Source organism: Fibrobacter sp., from assembly GCF_045131395.1.
Classification (GTDB): Bacteria; Fibrobacterota; Fibrobacteria; order Fibrobacterales; family Fibrobacteraceae; genus Fibrobacter.
In genome coordinates this window covers 1-20,272 of sequence record NZ_JBGUQY010000019.1, presented here as the reverse complement: position 1 = coordinate 20,272, position 20,272 = coordinate 1, and the positions used below count along the sequence as shown (strand labels likewise).

At 51.7% G+C, this 20,272-nt stretch carries 17 protein-coding genes; 11 read left to right on the top strand and 6 right to left on the bottom strand.

Going from position 1 to position 20,272, the window contains the following annotated elements:
- The first annotated feature begins 51 nt into the window (after nt 1-51).
- From ACJMNB_RS05515 to ACJMNB_RS05490, 6 genes are all read left to right on the top strand, one after another.
- On the top strand, nt 52-1,944 hold the full coding sequence (locus ACJMNB_RS05515; protein ID WP_405339775.1) for a CHC2 zinc finger domain-containing protein: 1,893 nt from the start codon (nt 52-54) through the stop codon (nt 1,942-1,944).
- Nucleotides 1,944-3,131 (top strand): glycosyltransferase, encoded by a 1,188-nt coding sequence (locus ACJMNB_RS05510; RefSeq protein WP_405339773.1) that lies wholly within the window; start codon nt 1,944-1,946, stop codon nt 3,129-3,131. The genes ACJMNB_RS05515 and ACJMNB_RS05510 overlap by 1 nt, the downstream gene beginning before the upstream one ends.
- Nucleotides 3,128-3,445 (top strand): Dabb family protein, encoded by a 318-nt coding sequence (locus ACJMNB_RS05505; protein ID WP_072798675.1) that lies wholly within the window; start codon nt 3,128-3,130, stop codon nt 3,443-3,445. Before ACJMNB_RS05510 ends, ACJMNB_RS05505 begins: the two co-directional genes overlap by 4 nt.
- A 74-nt stretch (nt 3,446-3,519) precedes the next feature.
- Nucleotides 3,520-4,014, top strand: coding sequence for a hypothetical protein (locus tag ACJMNB_RS05500; RefSeq protein ID WP_405339771.1), 495 nt, complete (start codon nt 3,520-3,522; stop codon nt 4,012-4,014).
- A gap of 13 nt (nt 4,015-4,027) precedes the next feature.
- Nucleotides 4,028-5,887, top strand: coding sequence for a UbiD family decarboxylase (locus tag ACJMNB_RS05495; protein WP_405339769.1), 1,860 nt, complete (start codon nt 4,028-4,030; stop codon nt 5,885-5,887).
- A 32-nt stretch (nt 5,888-5,919) separates the two neighbouring features.
- Nucleotides 5,920-7,530: a hypothetical protein gene (locus ACJMNB_RS05490; RefSeq protein WP_405339767.1), complete on the top strand. Its 1,611-nt coding sequence runs from the start codon at nt 5,920-5,922 to the stop codon at nt 7,528-7,530.
- 21 nt (nt 7,531-7,551) lie between these two features.
- Here ACJMNB_RS05490 and ACJMNB_RS05485 read toward each other — a convergent pair whose 3' ends face one another.
- The 4 genes from ACJMNB_RS05485 to ACJMNB_RS05470 are packed head-to-tail and all read right to left on the bottom strand — an operon-like array spanning nt 7,552 to nt 13,043.
- Nucleotides 7,552-9,120 carry a glycoside hydrolase family 57 protein gene (locus ACJMNB_RS05485; protein ID WP_405339765.1) on the bottom strand — a complete coding sequence of 523 codons (1,569 nt, stop codon included), beginning with the start codon at nt 9,118-9,120 and terminating at the stop codon, nt 7,552-7,554.
- Between the two features lie 39 nt (nt 9,121-9,159).
- On the bottom strand, nt 9,160-10,365 hold the full coding sequence (locus ACJMNB_RS05480; RefSeq protein ID WP_405339763.1) for a DUF4912 domain-containing protein: 1,206 nt from the start codon (nt 10,363-10,365) through the stop codon (nt 9,160-9,162).
- Nucleotides 10,366-10,389: 24 nt separating this feature from the next.
- Entirely contained in the window at nt 10,390-11,628 is a 1,239-nt protein-coding gene (locus tag ACJMNB_RS05475; RefSeq protein WP_405339761.1) for a hypothetical protein, read from the bottom strand.
- The gene (locus ACJMNB_RS05470; RefSeq protein ID WP_405339759.1) at nt 11,628-13,043 is read right to left on the bottom strand and encodes a hypothetical protein; all 1,416 of its coding nucleotides are present in this window, start codon (nt 13,041-13,043) and stop codon (nt 11,628-11,630) included. Before ACJMNB_RS05470 ends, ACJMNB_RS05475 begins: the two co-directional genes overlap by 1 nt.
- Nucleotides 13,044-13,214: 171 nt before the next feature.
- Between ACJMNB_RS05470 and thrC the strand changes: the two genes are divergently transcribed.
- Nucleotides 13,215-14,555, top strand: coding sequence for a threonine synthase (gene thrC, locus ACJMNB_RS05465; protein WP_405339757.1), 1,341 nt, complete (start codon nt 13,215-13,217; stop codon nt 14,553-14,555).
- Between the two features lie 128 nt (nt 14,556-14,683).
- Here thrC and ACJMNB_RS05460 read toward each other — a convergent pair whose 3' ends face one another.
- Nucleotides 14,684-14,863 (bottom strand): hypothetical protein, encoded by a 180-nt coding sequence (locus ACJMNB_RS05460; protein ID WP_405339755.1) that lies wholly within the window; start codon nt 14,861-14,863, stop codon nt 14,684-14,686.
- 118 nt (nt 14,864-14,981) lie between these two features.
- Complete coding sequence (locus ACJMNB_RS05455) at nt 14,982-16,388, bottom strand: sodium-dependent transporter (RefSeq protein WP_405339753.1); 1,407 nt, start codon at nt 16,386-16,388, stop codon at nt 14,982-14,984.
- A gap of 128 nt (nt 16,389-16,516) precedes the next feature.
- Between ACJMNB_RS05455 and sufB the strand changes: the two genes are divergently transcribed.
- The 4 genes from sufB to thrH all read left to right on the top strand — a co-directional run bounded on the left by sufB (nt 16,517) and on the right by thrH (nt 20,105).
- Nucleotides 16,517-17,932 carry a Fe-S cluster assembly protein SufB gene (sufB, locus tag ACJMNB_RS05450; RefSeq protein ID WP_405339751.1) on the top strand — a complete coding sequence of 472 codons (1,416 nt, stop codon included), beginning with the start codon at nt 16,517-16,519 and terminating at the stop codon, nt 17,930-17,932.
- Nucleotides 17,933-18,013: 81 nt separating this feature from the next.
- Nucleotides 18,014-18,559 (top strand): DJ-1 family glyoxalase III, encoded by a 546-nt coding sequence (locus tag ACJMNB_RS05445; protein WP_405339749.1) that lies wholly within the window; start codon nt 18,014-18,016, stop codon nt 18,557-18,559.
- Nucleotides 18,560-18,609: 50 nt separating this feature from the next.
- A complete protein-coding gene (locus tag ACJMNB_RS05440) occupies nt 18,610-19,485 on the top strand; it encodes an Hsp33 family molecular chaperone HslO (protein ID WP_405339747.1) in 876 nt (291 codons plus the stop codon).
- Between the two features lie 2 nt (nt 19,486-19,487).
- Nucleotides 19,488-20,105: a bifunctional phosphoserine phosphatase/homoserine phosphotransferase ThrH gene (thrH, locus tag ACJMNB_RS05435; protein ID WP_405339745.1), complete on the top strand. Its 618-nt coding sequence runs from the start codon at nt 19,488-19,490 to the stop codon at nt 20,103-20,105.
- Nucleotides 20,106-20,272 lie beyond the last annotated feature (167 nt).

Genomic DNA, 20,272 nt, shown 5'->3' with positions numbered 1-20,272 from the left:
CCCGCGCAACAGAAATAACTAGATTTTTAGTGTATAAAAGAGAGGCTTCCAATGATTATCGATCAAGAACATGCTGGAATTGTCATGCGAGCCAAGACCCATCCGCGACAGCTGGGAATCCCATTAAGTCGCTGGGGTCGTAACCTGATTGCATGCTGTCCGTTTCATTCTCCCGAAGAAACCTCGTTATTCTTTTACGACGCCTTGGGTTATTGGCGCTACCGCTGTCTGCAGTGCGGAAGCGAAGGCGATTTAGTCGAATTTGTAATGCGCAGCCGTTTTAACGGCATGGAAGAACCGGCCGCCAGGGCCGAAGCCGTCAACTTCTTAGGGACCCTTGAACAGGAACACGAACTGCAAGAAGAACACCCCTGGATAAAAGAAATCGGCGGAGAAAAGAACAAGGTCCTGGAGAACTTTGTGCGTTACTGCCATTGGGCCGCCTGCAAGAGTCCCTCTTCGGCAGACTTTCTGGCATCCCGAGGTTGGAGCATAGGACAGGCCCAACTGTACGGCATCGGTTATTATAGCGGCGACCCGGAACCCTTTGTCAGCTTCTGCATGATGTCGGGCATCGAGCGCCACCAGATTAGTTTCTATCTGGACAACCTGGACGCCTACCACGAGCCCCGCATTACAATCCCTGCCCGAAATTCCAAGGGATTGATTCATTCCGTTTATGGCCGTCTGATTGACGAATCCGACGGACCGCACACCTACGTTTCTTACGCCTCGGGCCCCAGCGATATTCCGTTCAATATCCAGTCCGACGTGACAAAGCCCATTATTGTGGAAGGCTTCTTTGACGCCCTGACCGCAGACCTTGCCGGCATACCGGGCGTGGTCTCCACCATGTACCAGGAGCTCTCCCTGAGCCATCTGTACAAGTTAAAGGCTTGCGGCGCAGAATCTGTCACCGTCATTCTCAGACGGGAACAAGACCGTCGCGAACAGGAATTCCGCATTCAGAAATACCTGAAAATGGCGGAACGCCTGAACTTGAAATTCAAGTCTATCGTCCTTCCGAAAGAAGAAACCGTGGACCTGGTGGTTCGCAAGAACGGAGCTGACCAGTTGATTTCCCTGGTACAAAATACCGGAGAAGATACGGTACATACCCACCGTCGTTCCATGCTGTTGCAAGACATCAAGGAAAACTTCGATACGGCCATGGGTTGCCCGCCCGATGTCAGCGTGGGTTACGCCCTCAACACCTTCCCGAAACTGACGCAAGAAATCGACGGTATCCAGTCCGGTTGTTTCTATGTATCTTCCAAGCCCTTCGGTCTGAAGACGACACTCCTTTCGAGTCTCGCCCTGGATTTGGTCCAGAGCAATCCCAACCTCAAGTTGATTTACATCGCCCTTGAAACGCCTCGTCGCCAAATCTTTGACAGACTTGTGGCCATGCTCATTGGCGAATCGGTGCTGACCGTCCGCAAGCAAAGCGTAGACGAATCCGTGAACCAGAAAATTCTGGAAGCCACACGCGACTTGATGGCTTACGTACGCAACAACCGCCTGGAAATTTGGGACGACCAAAACAATTTCGACAACATCGTACTGCTCCAGAACCTGAAAGAAGAAGTGAAGGAACACCGCAATCTTGTCGTTATCATTGACGGTATCGACCATTTGAAGGTTTCGGACCATGCGGATCTTTCGGACATTCACGAAAGGCGCTCCTCGGTGATTCTTGACCTATACAAGGCTCTGGACATACCGCTGTTCTTGGGCGGTGAGCTTATCGATTCCGAAGAGGGTCTGGTGGGACCGCGTGCCTACCTACGTGATTCTGACGCCATTTACTGGCTGGATTCCAAGGGCGGCAACATGTCCCTGACCGTTGATTCCAAGCGTTTGGGTAACAACCAGCTGTACCAGGGCACTCTTTCTATCGACCCGCTTTCAAACCGCATGCAAGAAGAAATCGAGCGAATTTAATGTTCACTGTCGTTGATTTCAATAATTTCTGGAGCCCTTCTGGCGGAGGCGTTCGCCGATACCATTTGCAAAAGATGGCATTTTACGAAAATCAGGAAGATGTTCTGTCTGTTTTCGTGATGCCGGACTCCAAGACTTACACCGAGCAAAAGAGCAAAGGTCTCATTATCGAGCATGTGGAAGCGTATCGGTTCCCGGGCAAGTGGGAATACCGCTTTATGTGGAGGCCTTCGCAGATTAGGCCCGTGCTAGAAAAGTACAAGCCCCAAGTGATCGAAGTCGGTTCGCCCTACATTTTGCCCACTGTGGTACGCCACATAGCCAAGAAGGTTGTACCGGACGCAATACTTCTGAGCTTTTGGCATGCAGACTTCCCCATCACCTACGTGCAGCGCCCTGTCACGAATAAGTTTGGCCGCACGCTGGGCATTCTGGCCAAGAAAGTCGCCTTCTGGTACGCCCGCCAGGAATTCAAGCTTTTTGACGGCATCCAGGTTTCTTGCGACGAAGTCCTGAAACGACTCGAAAAGAATCACCTGCCGAAATCCCACTGGATTCCGCTGGGTTGCGACATCCAGATGTTTTCGCCCGAAAAGCGAGACGAGAAACTGGTTCTGCAGCTGAAGGCCGGAAGGCCGGAACGCCTTACCATCTTTTTCCCGCACCGCTTTTGCGAAGAGAAGGGAATCGAGCTTTTGCTGGGCGCCTACCCGCTGATTGCAGAAAAGCTTGGATGCGAACCGGCCCTTGTTTTTGCAGGCACTGGCCCGTACTTGCCCCAAGTAGAAGAAGCCGTACAGAAGCATTCCCACATTCAGTACGCCGGCTTCATTTCGTCTATTGACGAAATGGCCAGGCATTACGCCAGCGTTGACCTGGGCCTCGCCCTTTCGGGTTGGGAAACCTTCGGCCTTTCGATTCTGGAAAGCATGGCCTGCGGAAATGCCCAGATTGGAGCCAGCACAGGTGCAGCCGCCGAACATGTGCAGAACTCTGGCGCAGGGGTCCTCTTGAGAAAGCGCACCCCCGAAGCACTGGCAGAAGCCATTGTAGAACTTTACCGTTCGGACTTGAGCCAAAAGAAAGCCAACGCCCGAACCTATGCCGAAAAATTCAGTTGGAACGATTGCTTCAAGCGGCAATTGGACCTGTACAAACAAATTTATAACCAAAAGAGGAACTCATGATCCGTCACATTGTTTTTTGGAAATTGAAGAGCGAAGCCGAAGGTGCTACAGCAAAAGAAAACGGCCAGAAGATGGTCGACGCTTTCCACGCCTTGGCAGGAAAGATTCCTGGACTCCTGAGCATTGAATCTGGTTTGAACTTCAACAAGGCCGAACTGGGTAACGGAGACGTGGAATACGATATCGCACTGGACACCACCTTCCACACCAAGGCAGCTCTCGACATTTACCAGAACCATCCTGAACATTTAGCAATCGTTTCCTTTGTCAAGAAGGTCGTGACCGAACGTCGCGCAGTCGATTTTGAATTTTAACGAAGTGCGATAAAAAGCGTAATTTATTTTTAAAACGCACTCCAATTGAATATTCTTTTGCTAAATTATTGAATATGGTTCAATACAGTCAAACTTCATGGCAGGAATATACTCTGGCGAATATGCTGGAGACCATGCGCTATGCGCCCATGAACGTGACTATCGGAAAAGCACCCGTTGTTCATTACACGTTGCCCCAGTCTATTGAAGCTGGAGAAACCGTCCGTTACACCGTAATGGTGGGTTTCCGCAAGATTACTTGGACAGGCCGCATCAGTGCCATCAACAACGGGAAAATCATGGTCCGTCTCGACAAGGGACCGTTCCGCGGTTTTAATGCGAGCCACATGTTTACGGATGAAGGCAATTTGACCGCCTGCTACGACGAATTCTCGTTCCAGGGATTCAACGAATTTCCGGAAGAAGCCTTCGCAAAGGTAATGGACAACGCATCCGTTGTTTACGCTATCGCCAGCCGCAAGGACACCCGCGAAGCCCTGGCCGCTATCGAAAGCAAGAAACAGACCCAAGGGTTCAACGCTATCGACCAATCCGCTACCGCCGGATAGCAGCGAGATATCCATGTACAAAAACTTGGAACAGGCACTGCTGGATCTTGAACGAGCAGGCATGCTCAAACGCATACAGCGTGAAGTGGATCCATACCTGGAAATGCCTGAAATCGCGCGCCAAGTTTTTGAAAAAAATGGCCCTGCCATTCTATTCGAACATGTCAAAGGAAGCCCCTTTAGGGCAGCCTGCAATATTTTCGGCTCTCAAGAAAGGCTCGATTACCTGTTCCGCGACACCCTGAAAGGAACGCAGACCGCAGTCCTTTTCAAGTCGAATCCGGTAGAATTCTTCAAGCACGCCTCCCCCGCCAAGCTTTTGAGGGCCGCCCGCACAGGCCTGCATTCGCTCCCGAAAAAGTGCGGTAGCATCAAGGATTTTAAAGAATGCAAGCTTTCGGACTTGCCGCAGTTGGTCTGCTGGCCACAAGATGGCGGTGCCTTCGTTACGCTCCCGCAAGTGGCCACCCGCCCCGCCGAGAACGCCTCGGTCATGACCACCAACGTGGGCATGTACCGCATCCAGATTTCGGGCAATGAATACGCCAGCGACGAATGCGGGCTCCATTATCAAATCAAGCGCGACATCGCCAGGCACCACCAGAAGGCCATTGAAGAAGGCCGCCCGCTCAAGGTAAGCATCTTTATCGGTGGCACGCCCGCGCAAACGGTTGCGGCCGTCATGCCCATGCCCGAAAACTTGAGCGAGCTCCTGTTTGCAGGCATGCTGGGCGGAAGACGTTTCCGCTATTTCATCCACGAAGGCTACCTGGTTTCAAACGATGCGGATTTTTGCATTCTGGGCGAACTCCAGCCGGATTTGAAGCCGGAAGGTCCCTTCGGTGACCACATCGGCTACTATTCCGATAGGCACCCCTTCCCGTTCCTGAAAGTCAAAAAAGTCTTGTGCAAGAAAAACGCCATCTATCCCTTTACGGTGGTAGGGCGCCCGCCGCAAGAAGACACCCTGTTCGGGGGCTTCATTCACCAGATTACAAAGCCCATGGTTCCGGCATCGATTCCGGGACTGGTGGCGCTCCATGCCGTCGATGACGCCGGAGTACACCCCCTTTGCCTGGCGCTCGCCCACGAACGCTTTAGGCCCTACGCCAAGCCCGAAGACCGGGAGCCGTTGGAATTGCTCAAGACCGCAAACGCCATCCTCGGATTCAATCAGGCGAGCCTCACCAAGTACCTTTTGATTGCCGCCGCAGAAGACGAACAGCCCGCAAAGAAACTCGACGTGAACGATGTGGCCGGATTCTTCGGCCATGTGCTGGAACGCATCGACTTTAGCCGCGACTTGCATTTTGAAACGAGCACCAGCATCGATACGCTGGACTATACAGGCTCCAAGCTAAATCACGGTTCCAAGCTGACCCTTGCCGCCGCGGGCACCAAGAAGCGGGAACTCCGCAATAATCCAAAAGACTTGCAAACACTTCAGATTCCGGGAATCACTGCAGCCAAAATCCCGATGCCGGGCGTTCTCGTCTTACAAGGCCCCGCCTTTGACGATAGCGAGCGCGACGCCTATATGGCCCAAATCGAAGACACTCTCGCCCACTGGGAATTCCGCGAGAATTACCCCTGGATTTCGATTGTGGATTCGGCCCCCGCACTGGATTCTTCTTTGGACTGCGGCAACCTTCGGGATTTCTTGTGGCTAACCTTTACCCGATCTGACCCGGCCAAGGATGTTTTTGGCTATCACGCCCAAATTCACGAAAAGCACTGGGGTTGCGAAGCGCCTCTAATTGTAGACGCCCGCATCAAGCCCCATCATCAAAAGGCCCTTACCATACCCGAGGACATCCGCAACCGTGTACAGAAGATTCTAGAGGAAGAACATATTTTTGGGGGAGTTCAATGAGAATCGTTACTTTTTTATCATTAGCGCTTTTTTTGAGCATTGCAATGCCGGCCTTTGCGGAACACACCTGCGGCACGGCACAGGTATTAAATTACTTAAACAGCAATCACAAAAGCGTCAAGCAGATGCTTACTTCTGCCAAAGCTTACGCACGTACAACCAGTGATGGCTGCACCCCTAAAGATTACTACGATAGCGTCTATTCCCGTACCACAAAGCATTTCGAAATCTTCTATACCTTAAAAGGCCCCCACAAGACAACCTTAGAACACATCGATTCCTTGGAAAAAGCCCTTGAATACGCCTGGGATTTTCACGTAAACAAGTCGGGAATGCGCCAACCCAAGGGAAGCCAACAAACCTTCCATTATGAAAAAATGGTAAAAAAAGGCCTCTACCCCGTAGAAGTCATAGACATATACCTTCTACAGAATTACAATGCCGTAATGGACTCTCAATGTCGCACATGTTTCGGGCTTACAATCCCCTTTGATAACGAAGAAAGCGAAATGCTGATGGAGAACGACTTCAAGCACGTACCCGAAGTCAGTTTCATTGTCGATACCGTGACTTTCAATGACAAGGTCTGCACTTACCCCCGTGCAACTGAGGAATTCACCAACGACACCTACAATTATTCATACGCAAAGAAATTCGCCCAGGCAATTCGCGTCACTACGGCGCACGAATTGTACCATGCCGTTCAATTCCGCTATTCCAGCCAGATGCCGCAATACAACTTCTGGTTCGAGGCATCGGCATCCGGTGTTGAAGAAATCGCCGTACCCGATATAGACGACTACTTCACCTATCTGCCTAAAATGGCTCAAAATGTGGGCTTTCCCTACAAGAATCTGGACAAGCCCTATGGAGCGGGCATATTCTTTTTATACCTGCATAACCATGTCAGCCACAACACCAACAAACTTATTTGGGAAAATTTCGCAAAAGCTCCGACCAAGACTTTCCAATACCAACTGGAGCAGGTCGCCAAAAGCCAGGGGCTTTCCGCAGATTCCCTGTTCCACGATTTTGCCATCAGGCTTTCTTTTACGGGTGACAGAAGTGCCCTAGCAGATTCAACCTTCTGGATTACCAGTGATCAACCCCGTTGGCCTGAATTCCAGATAAAGCTCCAAAAAGAGACTTTTGAACCGACCGCCCTCGATAATACTGCCTACTACTATTATGCAAACGGGACTCCTGACATATCCAATTTCGTTGGAAAAGCTACGGCCATCGCAATTAAACCCGATGCCTATTCCATCCGTTTTTTGCCGTCATCCAACAGCATCGATTCAGCCCGCACTGAATTTCTTAGGGAATCCGGCGTAGATTCCATCCTTTGGGTTTTCAGCCGTTTTAACGAAGAAGAAGTCATCCCCACCTTCTTCAAGGACTCTACACTGCGAGCCTACCCCACTCCCTGGCGGAACGGTGCCCTCTGCTTTACCCCTCTTCCCCGCGACAAGGACTACATCGAAATCCGAAACCGTCGCGGAAACCTGGTCAAGAAAATCAAATACGAATACCACACCCACTGTATGGACGAAGCCGAAGTCAAGTCACTCATGGTTCCGGGAGTGTATCGTTTTAGAGTCGAAAATAGCGGCAAGCTGAAAGACTTTATAATCGTCTACTAGCGAATTTACCGCAATTATTGGTTACAGCCAACTAAAGATATTATTCTGTTTTTCGATGGCGGGCAATACAGAATTGGCCGCCAATTTATCCGTATTGCGCAAAAACGCCTTGCAAGCTTCAGCAAACAGCTCGTGGCCGTTGTTATAGTGGTCATCTAGGCGACGGCGGGCATAGCCCTCTGCCGAATGGTTGTGAATCATGAAGGCCCAGTCCGAAGACTGGAACAGCATCAATTCACGCTCCATTTGCTTGATATAGCGGGTCAGCAATTTACCGCGGGGTGACGAAGCACCCATTTTTTCACGGATTGACATCAAGTGGTCAATCATGGCCCGCATACGGTAAGATTGGGGGTAATACTTGTCCGTTTCGCCGTTTATCCAAACAGAACCGAAGCCGCCCTCGCCCCAGCTAGAGAAAGCCGGCTCATGGGCATCCGGATCTGCAGAACTGGTCATCACCTGGTCGGCACCAGCAAATTCAATGACCGACGAAGACGCTGCACGCATCAGCATTTCTTCGAGGAATATGGGACCTTCAAACCACCAGTGTCCAAAAAGTTCCGCATCGTAAGGGCAAAGCATGGCGGCCTTGTGGCCTTCCATATTCACCAGCAATTCAGAAATGGTGGCTTCCCGGTTCACCACGAAAAGACGCGCATGATCTTCGGCAAGTTTCATGGCGTTCCAGGGGCGGTAAATTTCCTTATGCTCGCCGCCCGTAATGCGATTGTACTTGAAGCCCGAATCGATGGGCGTATCGCCGGCAAAGAAATATTCGCCCAAATAATCGCGGGGACGTTCCTTGGCGATATCCGTAAAGAATTCGCGGTATTCGGGATGTCCCGGGTAACCGGTACGACGGCTCCAGACTTCCATGGAACTCTTCTGTTCGCGGCCCATGCAGTAAAGCCCCTGCGTAGTACGCAGCGGCGTGAACACGCCGTACTTGGGCGTGGGCGATGCAAGAAGCACGCCGTGAGTTTCCAGGAAGAAGTAATGAAGGCCGAATTCGGCCAGATACTTGTCGAGCCCAGGGAAATAGCCACATTCCGGGAGCCACACGCCCATGGGCTTACGGCCGAAAGCACGCTCGAAAGTTCGCACCGTTACATCCAGCTGCATGCGGATAGACGCAGGGTCGCTCTGGTATGCAGGCAAGAACGGATGCGTGCCCACGCAAGTGAGCAAGTTCAGCTTTCCGGCTTTTTCAAGTTCCAGAAATTCCGCCAGCAGATTGCGATGAATGCGATTTTCCCACAAATCAATTAGGGTGTGCTGGCGAGAATGATAAAAGCGGGAAAGCTGCTCCAAATCCGTTCCCGCATTGCGGGCCACTTCTTTTTCGATCAGCTCTAACTGGTGTTTCAAATGCTCCGAAAACTTGCCAAGCAGGTTTTCATCAGAGAGCATTTCGATGAGCGGAGGTGAAACGCTCAAATTAAGCGTCCCGGGCACGCCCTTTTCCAAGAGACGGCGCATGGCCTGCACCAAGGGCAGGTAGGTTTCAGCAATAGCCTCAAACAGCCAGTTCTCTTCGAAAAAGCGTTTATAATCCGGATGCCGCACAAAGGGTAAATGTGCGTGCATCAGGAAAATGATTTTTCCGGGAGCTCCCATTAAAACGGATTACTCCGTGCGCTTTACGACAATCGGAACGATCGTGGTCGGGAAATCGCCATCCTTGTCGGTAGCAAACACCGGAATGATCTTGGTAGAATCCGGCAGGTCTTCTTCAAAGCTGAAGGTGCCATCCGGGTTCAGCGGGAACGGTTCGCCGCGCACCTGGAGGTGTGCGTCCGGACGAGTTCCGCCGTAAACGATCAAGCGGGTCTTGACCCAGAGGAAGAAATCCTTACCGTAGTTCACGGAATCCTTGGAAACTTCGATGTTGTTGGACTGCAAGGCAGCACTGGACAAAGCACCGGAGAACATGGATTCAGAAGAACTGCCGAAGTTTCCGCCCAGGCTCTTGAGCCAGGATTCAGCCGTCTGGCTAGAGAATCCGGAGCTCATGAAGTTGCCGAGGGTGTTACCACCGAGAGAAGCCTTTGCAAAGGCATCGTCTGCGGCAGGAGCGGCGGCAGACTTGTCAAAGGTCAAGACCGGAGCCGATTCCACAATGGGCTTGAAATTCTTGCCGGATACGGCACCGAGAACGGCGACGCAGGACTTGCCGGCGGTATTTTCCACGTACCAGCTGCGAGCATTTGCCGGCACCTCGATATCGCGGAACTTACGCTTCTTGCTGCGCTGCACCGTAAGGTCATCTGCAATGTCGAACAGGCGAAGAACGATTTTCCCCTTGCCGGTCTTCGCTTCGTTAATTCTGTTTTCAGATACTTCCCAGAAGGCATGCATCCAGTTCGGATCCTTCTGCATGAGCACCAGGTATTCGGCATCAAAGGACTGAGCCAGCTTGGCCACTTCCTTATCAGAAGCCTTGGCAACCTTTGCGGAGGCCTTAGCTGCAGTCGCCTTCACAGCCGTTTTGGCGACAGCCTTCGTTGCGGTAGTCTTTGCAGCCGTTTTAGTAGCAGCGGTCTTGGTTGCAGTTGTCTTGGCTGCGGTAGTCTTGGAAGCCGTCTTCTTGGCAGCCACCTTTTTCACTTCGTCCGTAATCTTGGACACTTTTGTTGCAGCAGCCTTTTTCACTTTTGCAACGGCCTTCACAGCCTTTTCTTCGGCATCCTTCATGGCCTTGAGAGTCGCAGACTTCGTTGTAGCCTTCTTGGCAGCAACCTTTGCCACCTTTTCAGCAATTTCTGTAACGGCCTTGGCCTTTACCGTAGACTTAGTCTTGGTTTTTGTTTCCGTTTCTTTTTTTATAGCCATACTAGGCCTCCTTCATTAAAAAACCTATCTGGTTTGTCCCCATGCCGCAATACCGGTCAAACCGATTCGCAGGCCGATAAACGTTTCTTCCCACTCCGACTTTGTATCGGCAAAGCGCTTGCCGCCCTGCAGAGCAATATCGATGGTGGTGCCCTTACGGCCCAGCGGTAAGCCTCCACCAAGAGAGCCGCCCACTTCAAAGACATCCTTGACATACCAGTTTCTGTACCAGGCGCCAGCACGATAGTTGACGCGGTTCCAGAACGATTCGTAGAACAGGGGACTTCCGTCAAACTGGTAGCCAAGAGAAACCATAAAGTCCGTCTGGGTTTCAGTCACTTCGGGCATATTCCAGCTACCTGCGATATTCTGGATATCCTCGTCCCAAACACGCCAAGTCAAATCCATCATGATGTTATGGCGCTTGGCCAAGCGATAGTTGATACCGGTCGCCAGCATGGCAGGGACATCGATTTCACGCACCGAACGGGTCGATGCCAACGTATCCAGTTCGCTAAACCTGAACGTATATTCCAACTCGTTTTCCAAGGTGTAGCCCGTAGTATACGAGAAGAAATAGGACACCATTTTTCCACGGTATTGAAGAGCTCCCGTGTAATAGGCAGGATGATCCTTGATTTCCCAGGTACCATCCACATAATCAGAAACCAGGTAGTTTCCCGAAGCCCAAGCATCATCCTTGGCAACAGACGAATTGTCGCCACCAAGGGTCAGGTTTCGAGAGGTGTTTCCCATAACGACGTGAGCAGAGGCGCCAAGGGAGAACGAGCGTAAAAACGGCAGACGAACCGCATAAGTAGGTACCAGTTCGTAAACACTACCCTGGTATTCCAGTTTTACGTCAGAGCCGATGCTTTTATTTTTAGAATCCTCATTAAACGAAGATGAATAATGCTGCCAAAGAGATAGACCCATGGCACCGAACATTCCCATCGGGAAGGACAGGTTGAACGACGGCATCGACAAGTTGGAAACAGAATAATGATGTCCATTCTTTCGAGCATCTTCCATATCCATAGCGAAGTTCAGGTTAAAGACGACCTTCGCATCAAAGGCCAATCGGGCTGGGTTCACGACAGACAAACCTTCAGCATCACCGGTCTTGGCATTACCGGCAAAACCGCGAGCAGCAGCAGAGGTGGATCCTCCCATTACCTGTTCTTCACCAAGGGCATCAATACCGATCATCGAAGAAAAGGCATAGCCAGACAAAACACTTAAAGCAAGCAAAAACTTTTTCATTATTCATCCCCCCTCTTGGAAGCAAGCCAAAGTTTGAGGGTCAAAGGATTCTCCATAGCAGACGTAAAGTCATAACGGGCATAATCGATACTGAAGTACTTCGTAACAGTATCACCCTTGGCTACGTAGACCGGATTACCTCTAGAGTTGAAAAGCGTATCGGCATCCGAAGCGATATAGTTTTCGTAGTCAGGATCCCATTCCTGCAGGAACGGCTTACCCAAACGAACCATGAACTTTATATTTCGACCATCGCTAGCATTGTTAATGAAATCGCGAAGGCCATAGGTCAGCTGGAGCGTAAGAGAATCACCTTTACGGAAAACCAGATTCGGGTGTCCCGATTTCAGAATGCCCAGAGAGTCAAGGTGATACCCTTCCAGGTGACAGTATCTCAAATCTTCGTCAGCCGTATAAATCATCTCGGCACTATCCAGATAAGAAGAGGAAATAACCTGGATGGGCCAACCAAGCTCGTTACTACCCTTGGAATCATCGCGGAACATCGTAATTTGCGCATGGATTACAGTCTGACGGACATCCTTGCCGTCGTAGGGGAATTCATCGCCGTAGAATTCGGACAAGGCCTCAAGGACCGGTTCCGGCGGCACTTCCACAACCAGGGAATCCAGTACACCCCCATGCAAGACCAAGCAATCAGCACAATCTTCTTCATTTTTCACAAGGTGGGCTATACGCATCGGGTTCATGGTGACCGTTTCTTTTGCATTTGCGGACAGAGCTAAGTAGGGTGCATCGTCCATATCGCTACCCCAGAAGCGGTACTCATGAGTAGCACCCGGTGCCGAAATGCGAAGTTGAAGGTGATTACCTTTCTTGATCTTTTTCAGATCATCTACCAAGGCGGAGGGAAGAGGCATACTGATGGCCGTATCGCCCGCCTTCACCTTCATTTTGAAAACCGTATCTGCAGACTTGGCCGGATTCCATTCAGCAAGTTCCTCACGCCAAGCAGAATCCGTCACATCCAGGATACTGTCAACAAATTTTGAACGGGAACTATTTTCGAATTTCCAACTGACAGAGATATCCAGTTTTTCGGAATAAGGAAGATCGTTCTTGGGGAACCACATGGACTTATAGAAATCCTTTTGCCAGTAAAGTACCAAGACAACCTTAGCCGAATCAGAAGACTTGAATAGCGGCAAGAACGTAGTATCTTTCGGTTCGTCAAAAACAAAGTCGAAGACCAAGTCATGCGTCAAGTTAGACACATGCCCAAACACGGCATTGGCTCTAGCCATATCTGCCATAGTATCCATAAAGACTTTGGCCGACGCCGGCTTGAGATCTTTAATCTCCAAGGTCTGCACTAGGTAATTGCTAGGCATTCCACGGTCAGAAAGCCATGTTTCAAGACCATCGTCATCGGACTCAAAAATGCAAGCAGACAAAACTAGCGTTATTGCCGCAAAAAACGATAAAAACCAAAAATTTTTCTTTTTCACTCAGAACTCCGAGTTTGTTGTATTCCGGGGAAGAATATAGCAAATTAGATGTAAGAAGTTACCGATAACTGGCTATAAGTTTTACTATATTTACCCCCGAAAAAACTAGAGGATATTATGGCCCAATTCAACGCCCATTTTAGGAATATCAACGGGGACGATACTTACCCGCTGACCGACGTCATTTACCGCAGCAAGGTCGACGGTAGTTTGCTCGAAGTGGAACACGACCGCACCGCCCTCGCCAGCAAGAGCCCCGAAGAATGGAAGAAGCTCTTCGCTGAACGCCGCATGAGCTTTGAACCAGCCGACATGAGCGGCATCTGGAGCAAGCGCGAAATGGTGCTCCCCGACATGCCCATCGAAGACATCGTGACCATGCGCGAAGGCTGGAGCCCGCTGTTTGACGCAGCTCCGCTCGCCAAGGAAATGGGCATCAAGAGCCTCAAGGTGAAGCTTTGCGGCAACTCCCATACCGGTTCCTTCAAGGACCTCGGCATGACGGTCCTCGTGAGCCAGGTGAACCACATTATTAAGAAGGGCATCCACCCGATTGACGCCGTGGCCTGCGCCTCTACCGGCGACACCTCCGCCGCATTGAGCGCCTACTGCGCCAAGGCCGGCATTCCGAGCATCGTGTTCCTGCCCGCCGGCAAGACGAGCGTTGCCCAGCTGATCCAGCCGATTAGCAACGGCAGCATCGTGCTCGCCCTCGACACCGACTTTGACGGTTGCATGAAGATTGTCCAGCAGGTCACTGCCGACAACCGCATTTACCTCGCCAACTCCATGAACAGCCTCCGCGTAGAAGGCCAGAAGACGATTTCTCCGGAAATCTGCCAGGAAATGGGCTGGAAGGTTCCAGACACCGTGATTATCCCGGGCGGTAACCTCGGTAACGTCAGCGCTCTCGCCAAGGGTTTCGAAGACTGCAAGGCCATGGGCCTCATCGACCGCATTCCTCGCATTATCGTGGCTCAGGCCGAAAACGCAAACCCGTTCTTCCAGGCTTACGAACGCGGCTTCGACAAGCTGGTTCCCATGCAGGCCAAGAAGACTCTCGCCTCCGCCATCCAGATCGGTAACCCGGTCAGCTACCCGAAGGCAGTCCGCGCCATCCAGAAGACGAACGGCATGGTCGTGAGCGTTTCTGAAGAAGAACTGGCCAACGCCGCCCACCGCGGCGACCGCATCGGTCTCTACTGCTGCCCGCATACGGGTGTGGCTCTCGGCGCTCTTGAAAAGCTCGTGGCCGCAGGCAAGATCGACAAGGAAGAAAACGTGGTCGTGATCAGCACCGCTCACGGTCTGAAGTTCACCGAATTCAAAGTCGGCTACCACGAAAAGAAGCTCGAAAATATCTGCTCCAAGTTCGCGAACCCCGTGTTCAAGGCTCCGGCAGACCTCGGCGCTGTCATGGACATCCTGAAGAAAGAGATGGCCGAACGCCGTCGCTAATGTGCCTGCATTAGCAAATGGCCTCCAGCCGTCGCTAAAAGTCATCCTGGACGCCATGCGTCCGGGATCCATACATGTCTTGAAAAGCTTGTAAAAAAAGCTCCGCAGAAATGCGGAGCTTTCTTGTTTTAGGAATTTTGAGCAGAATCCAGCCTTTCCCCGATAACCAGGCTCAAGTAGGCAATTGCGGCCGAAGACGCCGCCAACACGCTACCCGAACCATAGAACATGGCGCCAAATATGACCGGAGCCAAGATCAGGAGTGCGGAAAACAGGACATTGTTATTTGCGATGCTAAAATGATTCATAATTTACCTCTCTTTTACGCAAACAAATATACCTACAAAATAGTGACAAAATTTGTCATTCTACACATAACAAAAAAAAGGCGGGACTCGCCCGCCTGACACCTCATGTGACAAAGAATCAACCGAATATTCTGTTGTAAAGATCCGGAGCGAACTTCTGGAAATACCCCTGAATCAGGATAATCGCGATTACAACCGGAATCACCCACTTGATATAGAAACGGACAATCTTGTAGGTCGGAATTTTAAACCCCTTACCGGTGTTGATTTCGGCATAGAATTTTTCTTCGCCCCAGCCGCGCTTGTGGCTACAGAAAACAATGAACAAGAGCGAACCTAACGGCAAAAGCGTATTAGATACCAAGAAGTCTTCAAGATCCAGCGCGCAGCTGCCTTCACCAAAGGGCTGGAAGCCAGAAATCATGTTGAATCCGAGAGCACACGGAAGCGAAAGCAACACTATCAGCACGGCATTCACGCGAACTACTTCCCAGCGATCAAAGCGGCGGGCGTCACGCCAAAAGGTGGTAATGTTTTCAAACACAGCCACCACCGTCGAAAGCGCAGCAAACGAAAGGAATAAGAAGAACGCCGCGCCGCAAAGTCTACCTGCAGGCATCTGCGAGAACACGTTCGGAAGCGTCACAAAAATCAAGCCCGGACCGGCATTGGGTTCAAGCCCGAACGCAAAACAACTCGGGATAATGATAAGACCTGCGAGCAAGGCAACTGCGGTATCCAAAGCACAAATGTTTGCCGCCTCTTTTGCAATCGTGTGGTCTTTCTTGATATAGCTTCCGAAAATGGTCATGGCTCCGATACCAAGACTGAGCGTAAAGAAGCTTTGCCCCAAGGCAGCAAAGAGCGTTTCGCCCAAGCCGTTTTTCACAAGGTTGTCAAAATTGGGTAGCAAGTAAAAACGCAAGCCTTCATCGGCACCGGGGAGCGTGATTGCGCGAATTGCAAGCAAAATCATAATGATAAACAGGAACGACATCATCCACTTGGTAATGCGTTCTACACCCTTCTGAAGCCCCAGCGAAACGATACCAAAACCGATAAGCGTCGTCGCCACCATCCAGCCCACCTGAATGGCAGGGCTAGCAAGAGTTTCACCAAACATGGCACCCACCTGAGCGGGAGTCACATTCTGAAAATCGCCCAACACCATGCGGTAGAAGTAATAAAGCATCCAGCCGCAAACCGTGGTATAGAACATCATGAGCAAGTAGTTGCCCGCAATCATGGGCCACTTAGACAAATGCCAATATGACTTCTTTGGTTCCAGACGTTCAAAGGCACGACCCACACTACGCTGGGTGGCGCGGCCCACCGCAAATTCAGCCATCAAAATCGGAAGCCCGAACACAAGCAAGAAGAACAGATAGATGACCACGAAAGCGGCACCACCATACTGTCCGGTGATAAACGGGAAACGCCATACGTTACCTAGGCCGATGGCACAGCCTGCCGAGATGAGGATGAACCCCAGACGGGATGCGAAGCTTTCTCTATTGCTATTCATATACTGAAATATAGAACGATGTAAGTTTTTTGTCACATTTTTGATTTCTGAAAAAGACCCCCAAAAACGGGAAAAATAGCGTGGCAACAGCTTCAAATTTCTATATTTGCCCGCGCAAAAGGATTAATATGAGCGAAAACTACAAATACGGGTTTGTGACGGACATTGAAAACGAGGCCTTCGAAAAAGGTCTTAACGAAGACGTCATCCGCAGGGCATCCAAGCTCCGCGGCGAACCGCAGTTTATGCTCGATTTCCGACTAAAAGCATATGAAAAGCTCCAGCAGATGGAGCAACCGAAATGGGGCGAACTGGACTTTGCACCCGTTGATTTGCAGGACATAGTCTACTACTCCGCCCCGAAGACCAAGAAAAGCCACGAGAAAATCGAGGACGTGGACCCGGAACTCCTGGCCACCTTCGAAAAGCTCGGCATCCCGCTGGACGAACAGAAGCGCCTGGCCAACGTGGCCGTGGACGCGGTCTTTGACTCGGTGAGTATTTACACCAGCCACAAGCGTAAGCTCATGGAAATGGGCATCTTGTTCTGCTCCATCAGCGACGCCATCAAGGAATACCCCGAACTCATCGAGGAATACCTGGGCTCCGTGGTTCCGGCGGGCGACAACTATTTTGCGGCCCTCAACAGCGCAGTCTTTGGCGACGGAAGTTTCGTGTACATTCCGCCTGGAGTCAAGTGCCCCATGGACCTTTCCACCTACTTCCGCATCAACAACAAGGAAGCAGGCCAGTTCGAACGCACCCTGATTATCGCCGACGAAGGCGCCAGCGTGAGCTACCTGGAAGGTTGCACCGCTCCTGAATTCAGCAGCAAGCAGCTGCACAGCGCCATCGTGGAACTGGTGGCGAAGGACAACGCCAGCATCAAGTATTCTACCGTACAGAACTGGTACGCGGGCGACCGCGAAACGGGAGCCGGCGGCGTGTACAACTTTGTCACGAAGCGCGGAAAGTGCGCCGGCAAGAACAGCCGTATTAGCTGGACGCAGGTCGAAACGGGTTCCGCCATCACTTGGAAGTATCCGAGCTGCGTGCTGCTGGGCGACAACTCCGTGGGCGAATTCTACAGCGTGGCCCTCACCAACGGGCACATGCAAGCCGATACCGGCACCAAGATGATCCACATTGGCAAGAATACCAAGAGTACCATCATCAGCAAGGGTATCAGCGCAGATTATTCTAGCAACGCCTACCGCGGTGAAGTCAGCATTCACAAGTCGGCCACGGGTGCACGCAACTACACCCAGTGCGACAGCATGCTCGTGGGCGACAAGAGTGCGGCCCACACCTTCCCCTACATCACGGTAGCAAACTCCAGCTCCACCACCGAACACGAAGCCACCACCAGCCGCATCAGCGAAGACCAGTTGTTCTATTTCGAAAGCCGCGGCATCAAGCGTGAAGACGCCATCCAAGCCATGGTGGGCGGATTCTGTAAGGACGTGTTCAAGGAACTCCCGGGCGAATTCGCCACGGAAGCCCGTCAGCTGCTCACGCTCAAGCTCGAACACAGCGTCGGGTAGCAGCCTCAAAAAACCTGTCATGCCGGACCCAATCCGGCATCTTTTTTTATTACCTTTTTAGCATATTACTCCGGAGGCTTTATGCAGATTTTATTCTTGATGGCAGATGGTTTCGAAGAAACCGAATCCGTCACCCCGTTCGATTACTGGCAACGCGGTGGCCTCAACGTGACCCTCGCATCCATTAGCGACAGTTTGTCCGTAACGGGTAAGCTCGGGCTCCGTATTCAAGCAGATACTCTGCTGAAGGACGCCGACCTTGCACAGTTTGATGCCATTTACCTCCCCGGTGGCGGTCAGGGCGTCAAGAATCTCGCGGCAAGCGCTGCGGTTGAAGCAACCATCAAGCAATTTGATGCTCAAGGCAAGTGGATTTTCGCCATCTGCGCCGCCCCTCTGGTGCTTTCCAAGGCCGGAATTCTCAAAGATCGCAAGTGCACCTGTTTCCCGGGCTGCGAAGGCGACCTCGTCTGCAAGCAGTTCCTGACCGACCGCGTAGTAGTCGACGGCAAGGTGATTACTAGCTGCGGTGCCGGCTCCGCCGAAGAATTCGCCTTTGAAAGCCTCGCCCAAGTAGCGGGTCGCGAAATCTGCGAAAAGATTCGCAAGCAGGTTGTGGCGAGATAATAGACCGCTCGCGCCCACAACGGATTTTAGTTTTTTTCTAAATTTGGGCCATGAATTTTAAGGACCGCATTATCCGCGCCACAGGCAAGAAGACCCCCTTCCGCCTGATTGTCGTCGATTTAACCGCGACGATGAACGAAATCGGCAAGAAACACAACGCCCAGGGTTTTGCCCTGAAGCTTTTGGCCGAAAACTCCATCGCAAGCATTTTCTTGAGCGCCTCGCTCAAATTCCCGGGCACCGTAAGCTTTACCACCCGTTTCTCGGGCGAAATTACGCTGGTGCAGTCGGATACCACGCCGCAGGGCTTGGTCCGCGCCATGATCCCGCAGCCGGAACTCCAGGCCGTGGGCGGCAACGAACCGGCTCTGATTCCCCAGAGCGTACGCGTGGTCAAGTTGAACGAACAGGGCAAGCGCGTCCACGAAAGCATTATCGAAGCCCCCGCTGTGTCCATGGGCCAGAACCTCGCTACCTACCTGTTGCAGTCGGAACAGATCCGCTCTGCCGTGGGTATCGAAGCCGCCTTCAACAAAGAAGACCCCAGCAAGCTGGACTACGCCGCCGGTTTCTACATCGAAGCCTTCCCGGACCTGGAAGACAAGGACATCAACCTGATCGAAGTCATTATCCAGAACTTGCCGAAGTTCTGCGACATGAACACGCCTGAAGGCTTTAACCTGGACGAACTACTGGACCAGCTGCGCGGCCCCTACGAAATCGATATCGTGAAAGAAATCGACCCGAAGGCCTACTGCCCCTGCAGCCGCGAACGCACCGTGGCAACGCTCGCCACGCTCCCCCTCAAGGATTTGCAGGACTTGGAAAAAGAAGGCAAGGACCTTGAAGTGATTTGCGACTTCTGCCGCACCCCGTACCAGATTACCCTCGCCGACTTGCGCGGAATCATTAACGAGAGAAAGTAATTATGTTCACGAAACAATGTGTCGTTACCCTGGACCTTGAAGGTGTCCTCGCCCCTGAAATCTGGATTGCTGTTGCAGAAAAGACCGGCATCAAGGACCTGCGCCTTACGACCCGCGACATTCCCGACTATGACGTGCTCATGAAGGGCCGCATCAAGATTCTCGAACGCGAAGGCATCAAGCTTTCGGACATCCAGAACGTGATTGCAAACCTCGGTCTTTTGGACGGCGCCCGCGCCTTTATGGACCAGCTCCGCGACGAAGCCCAGGTGATCATTCTCTCGGATACCTTCCAGGAATTTGCCTACCCCATCATGAAGAATCTCGGATTCCCGACGATCTTCTGCCACAACCTGGAAGTCGAAAACGACATGATCAAGGGTTACCACCTGCGCCTGAATGACCAGAAGACGAAGGTCGTGAAGCACCTACAGGAACTGAACTTCAAGGTGTTCGCCTCGGGCGATTCCTTCAACGATACGGGTATGCTCAAGCAGGCCGACAAGGGTTGCTTCTTCTGCGCACCGGATTCTATCGTTGCACAATTCCCGCAGCTCGAAGCCACGAAGACTTACGCGGAACTCCTGGAAAAGTTCCACCAGTTCCAAGATACTTTATAGACCGCTCGGCTCTATCGCATAAATAAAAGTGTGATATCGCCTCGCTCTCGCAAACGCGACCCGTTAACACCGGGTCGCTTTTTGCTCACGGTAAGACCGCTCAACTCTATCGCATAAATAAGAATGTGATATCGCCTCGCTCTCACAACCACGCCTCGTTAATACGA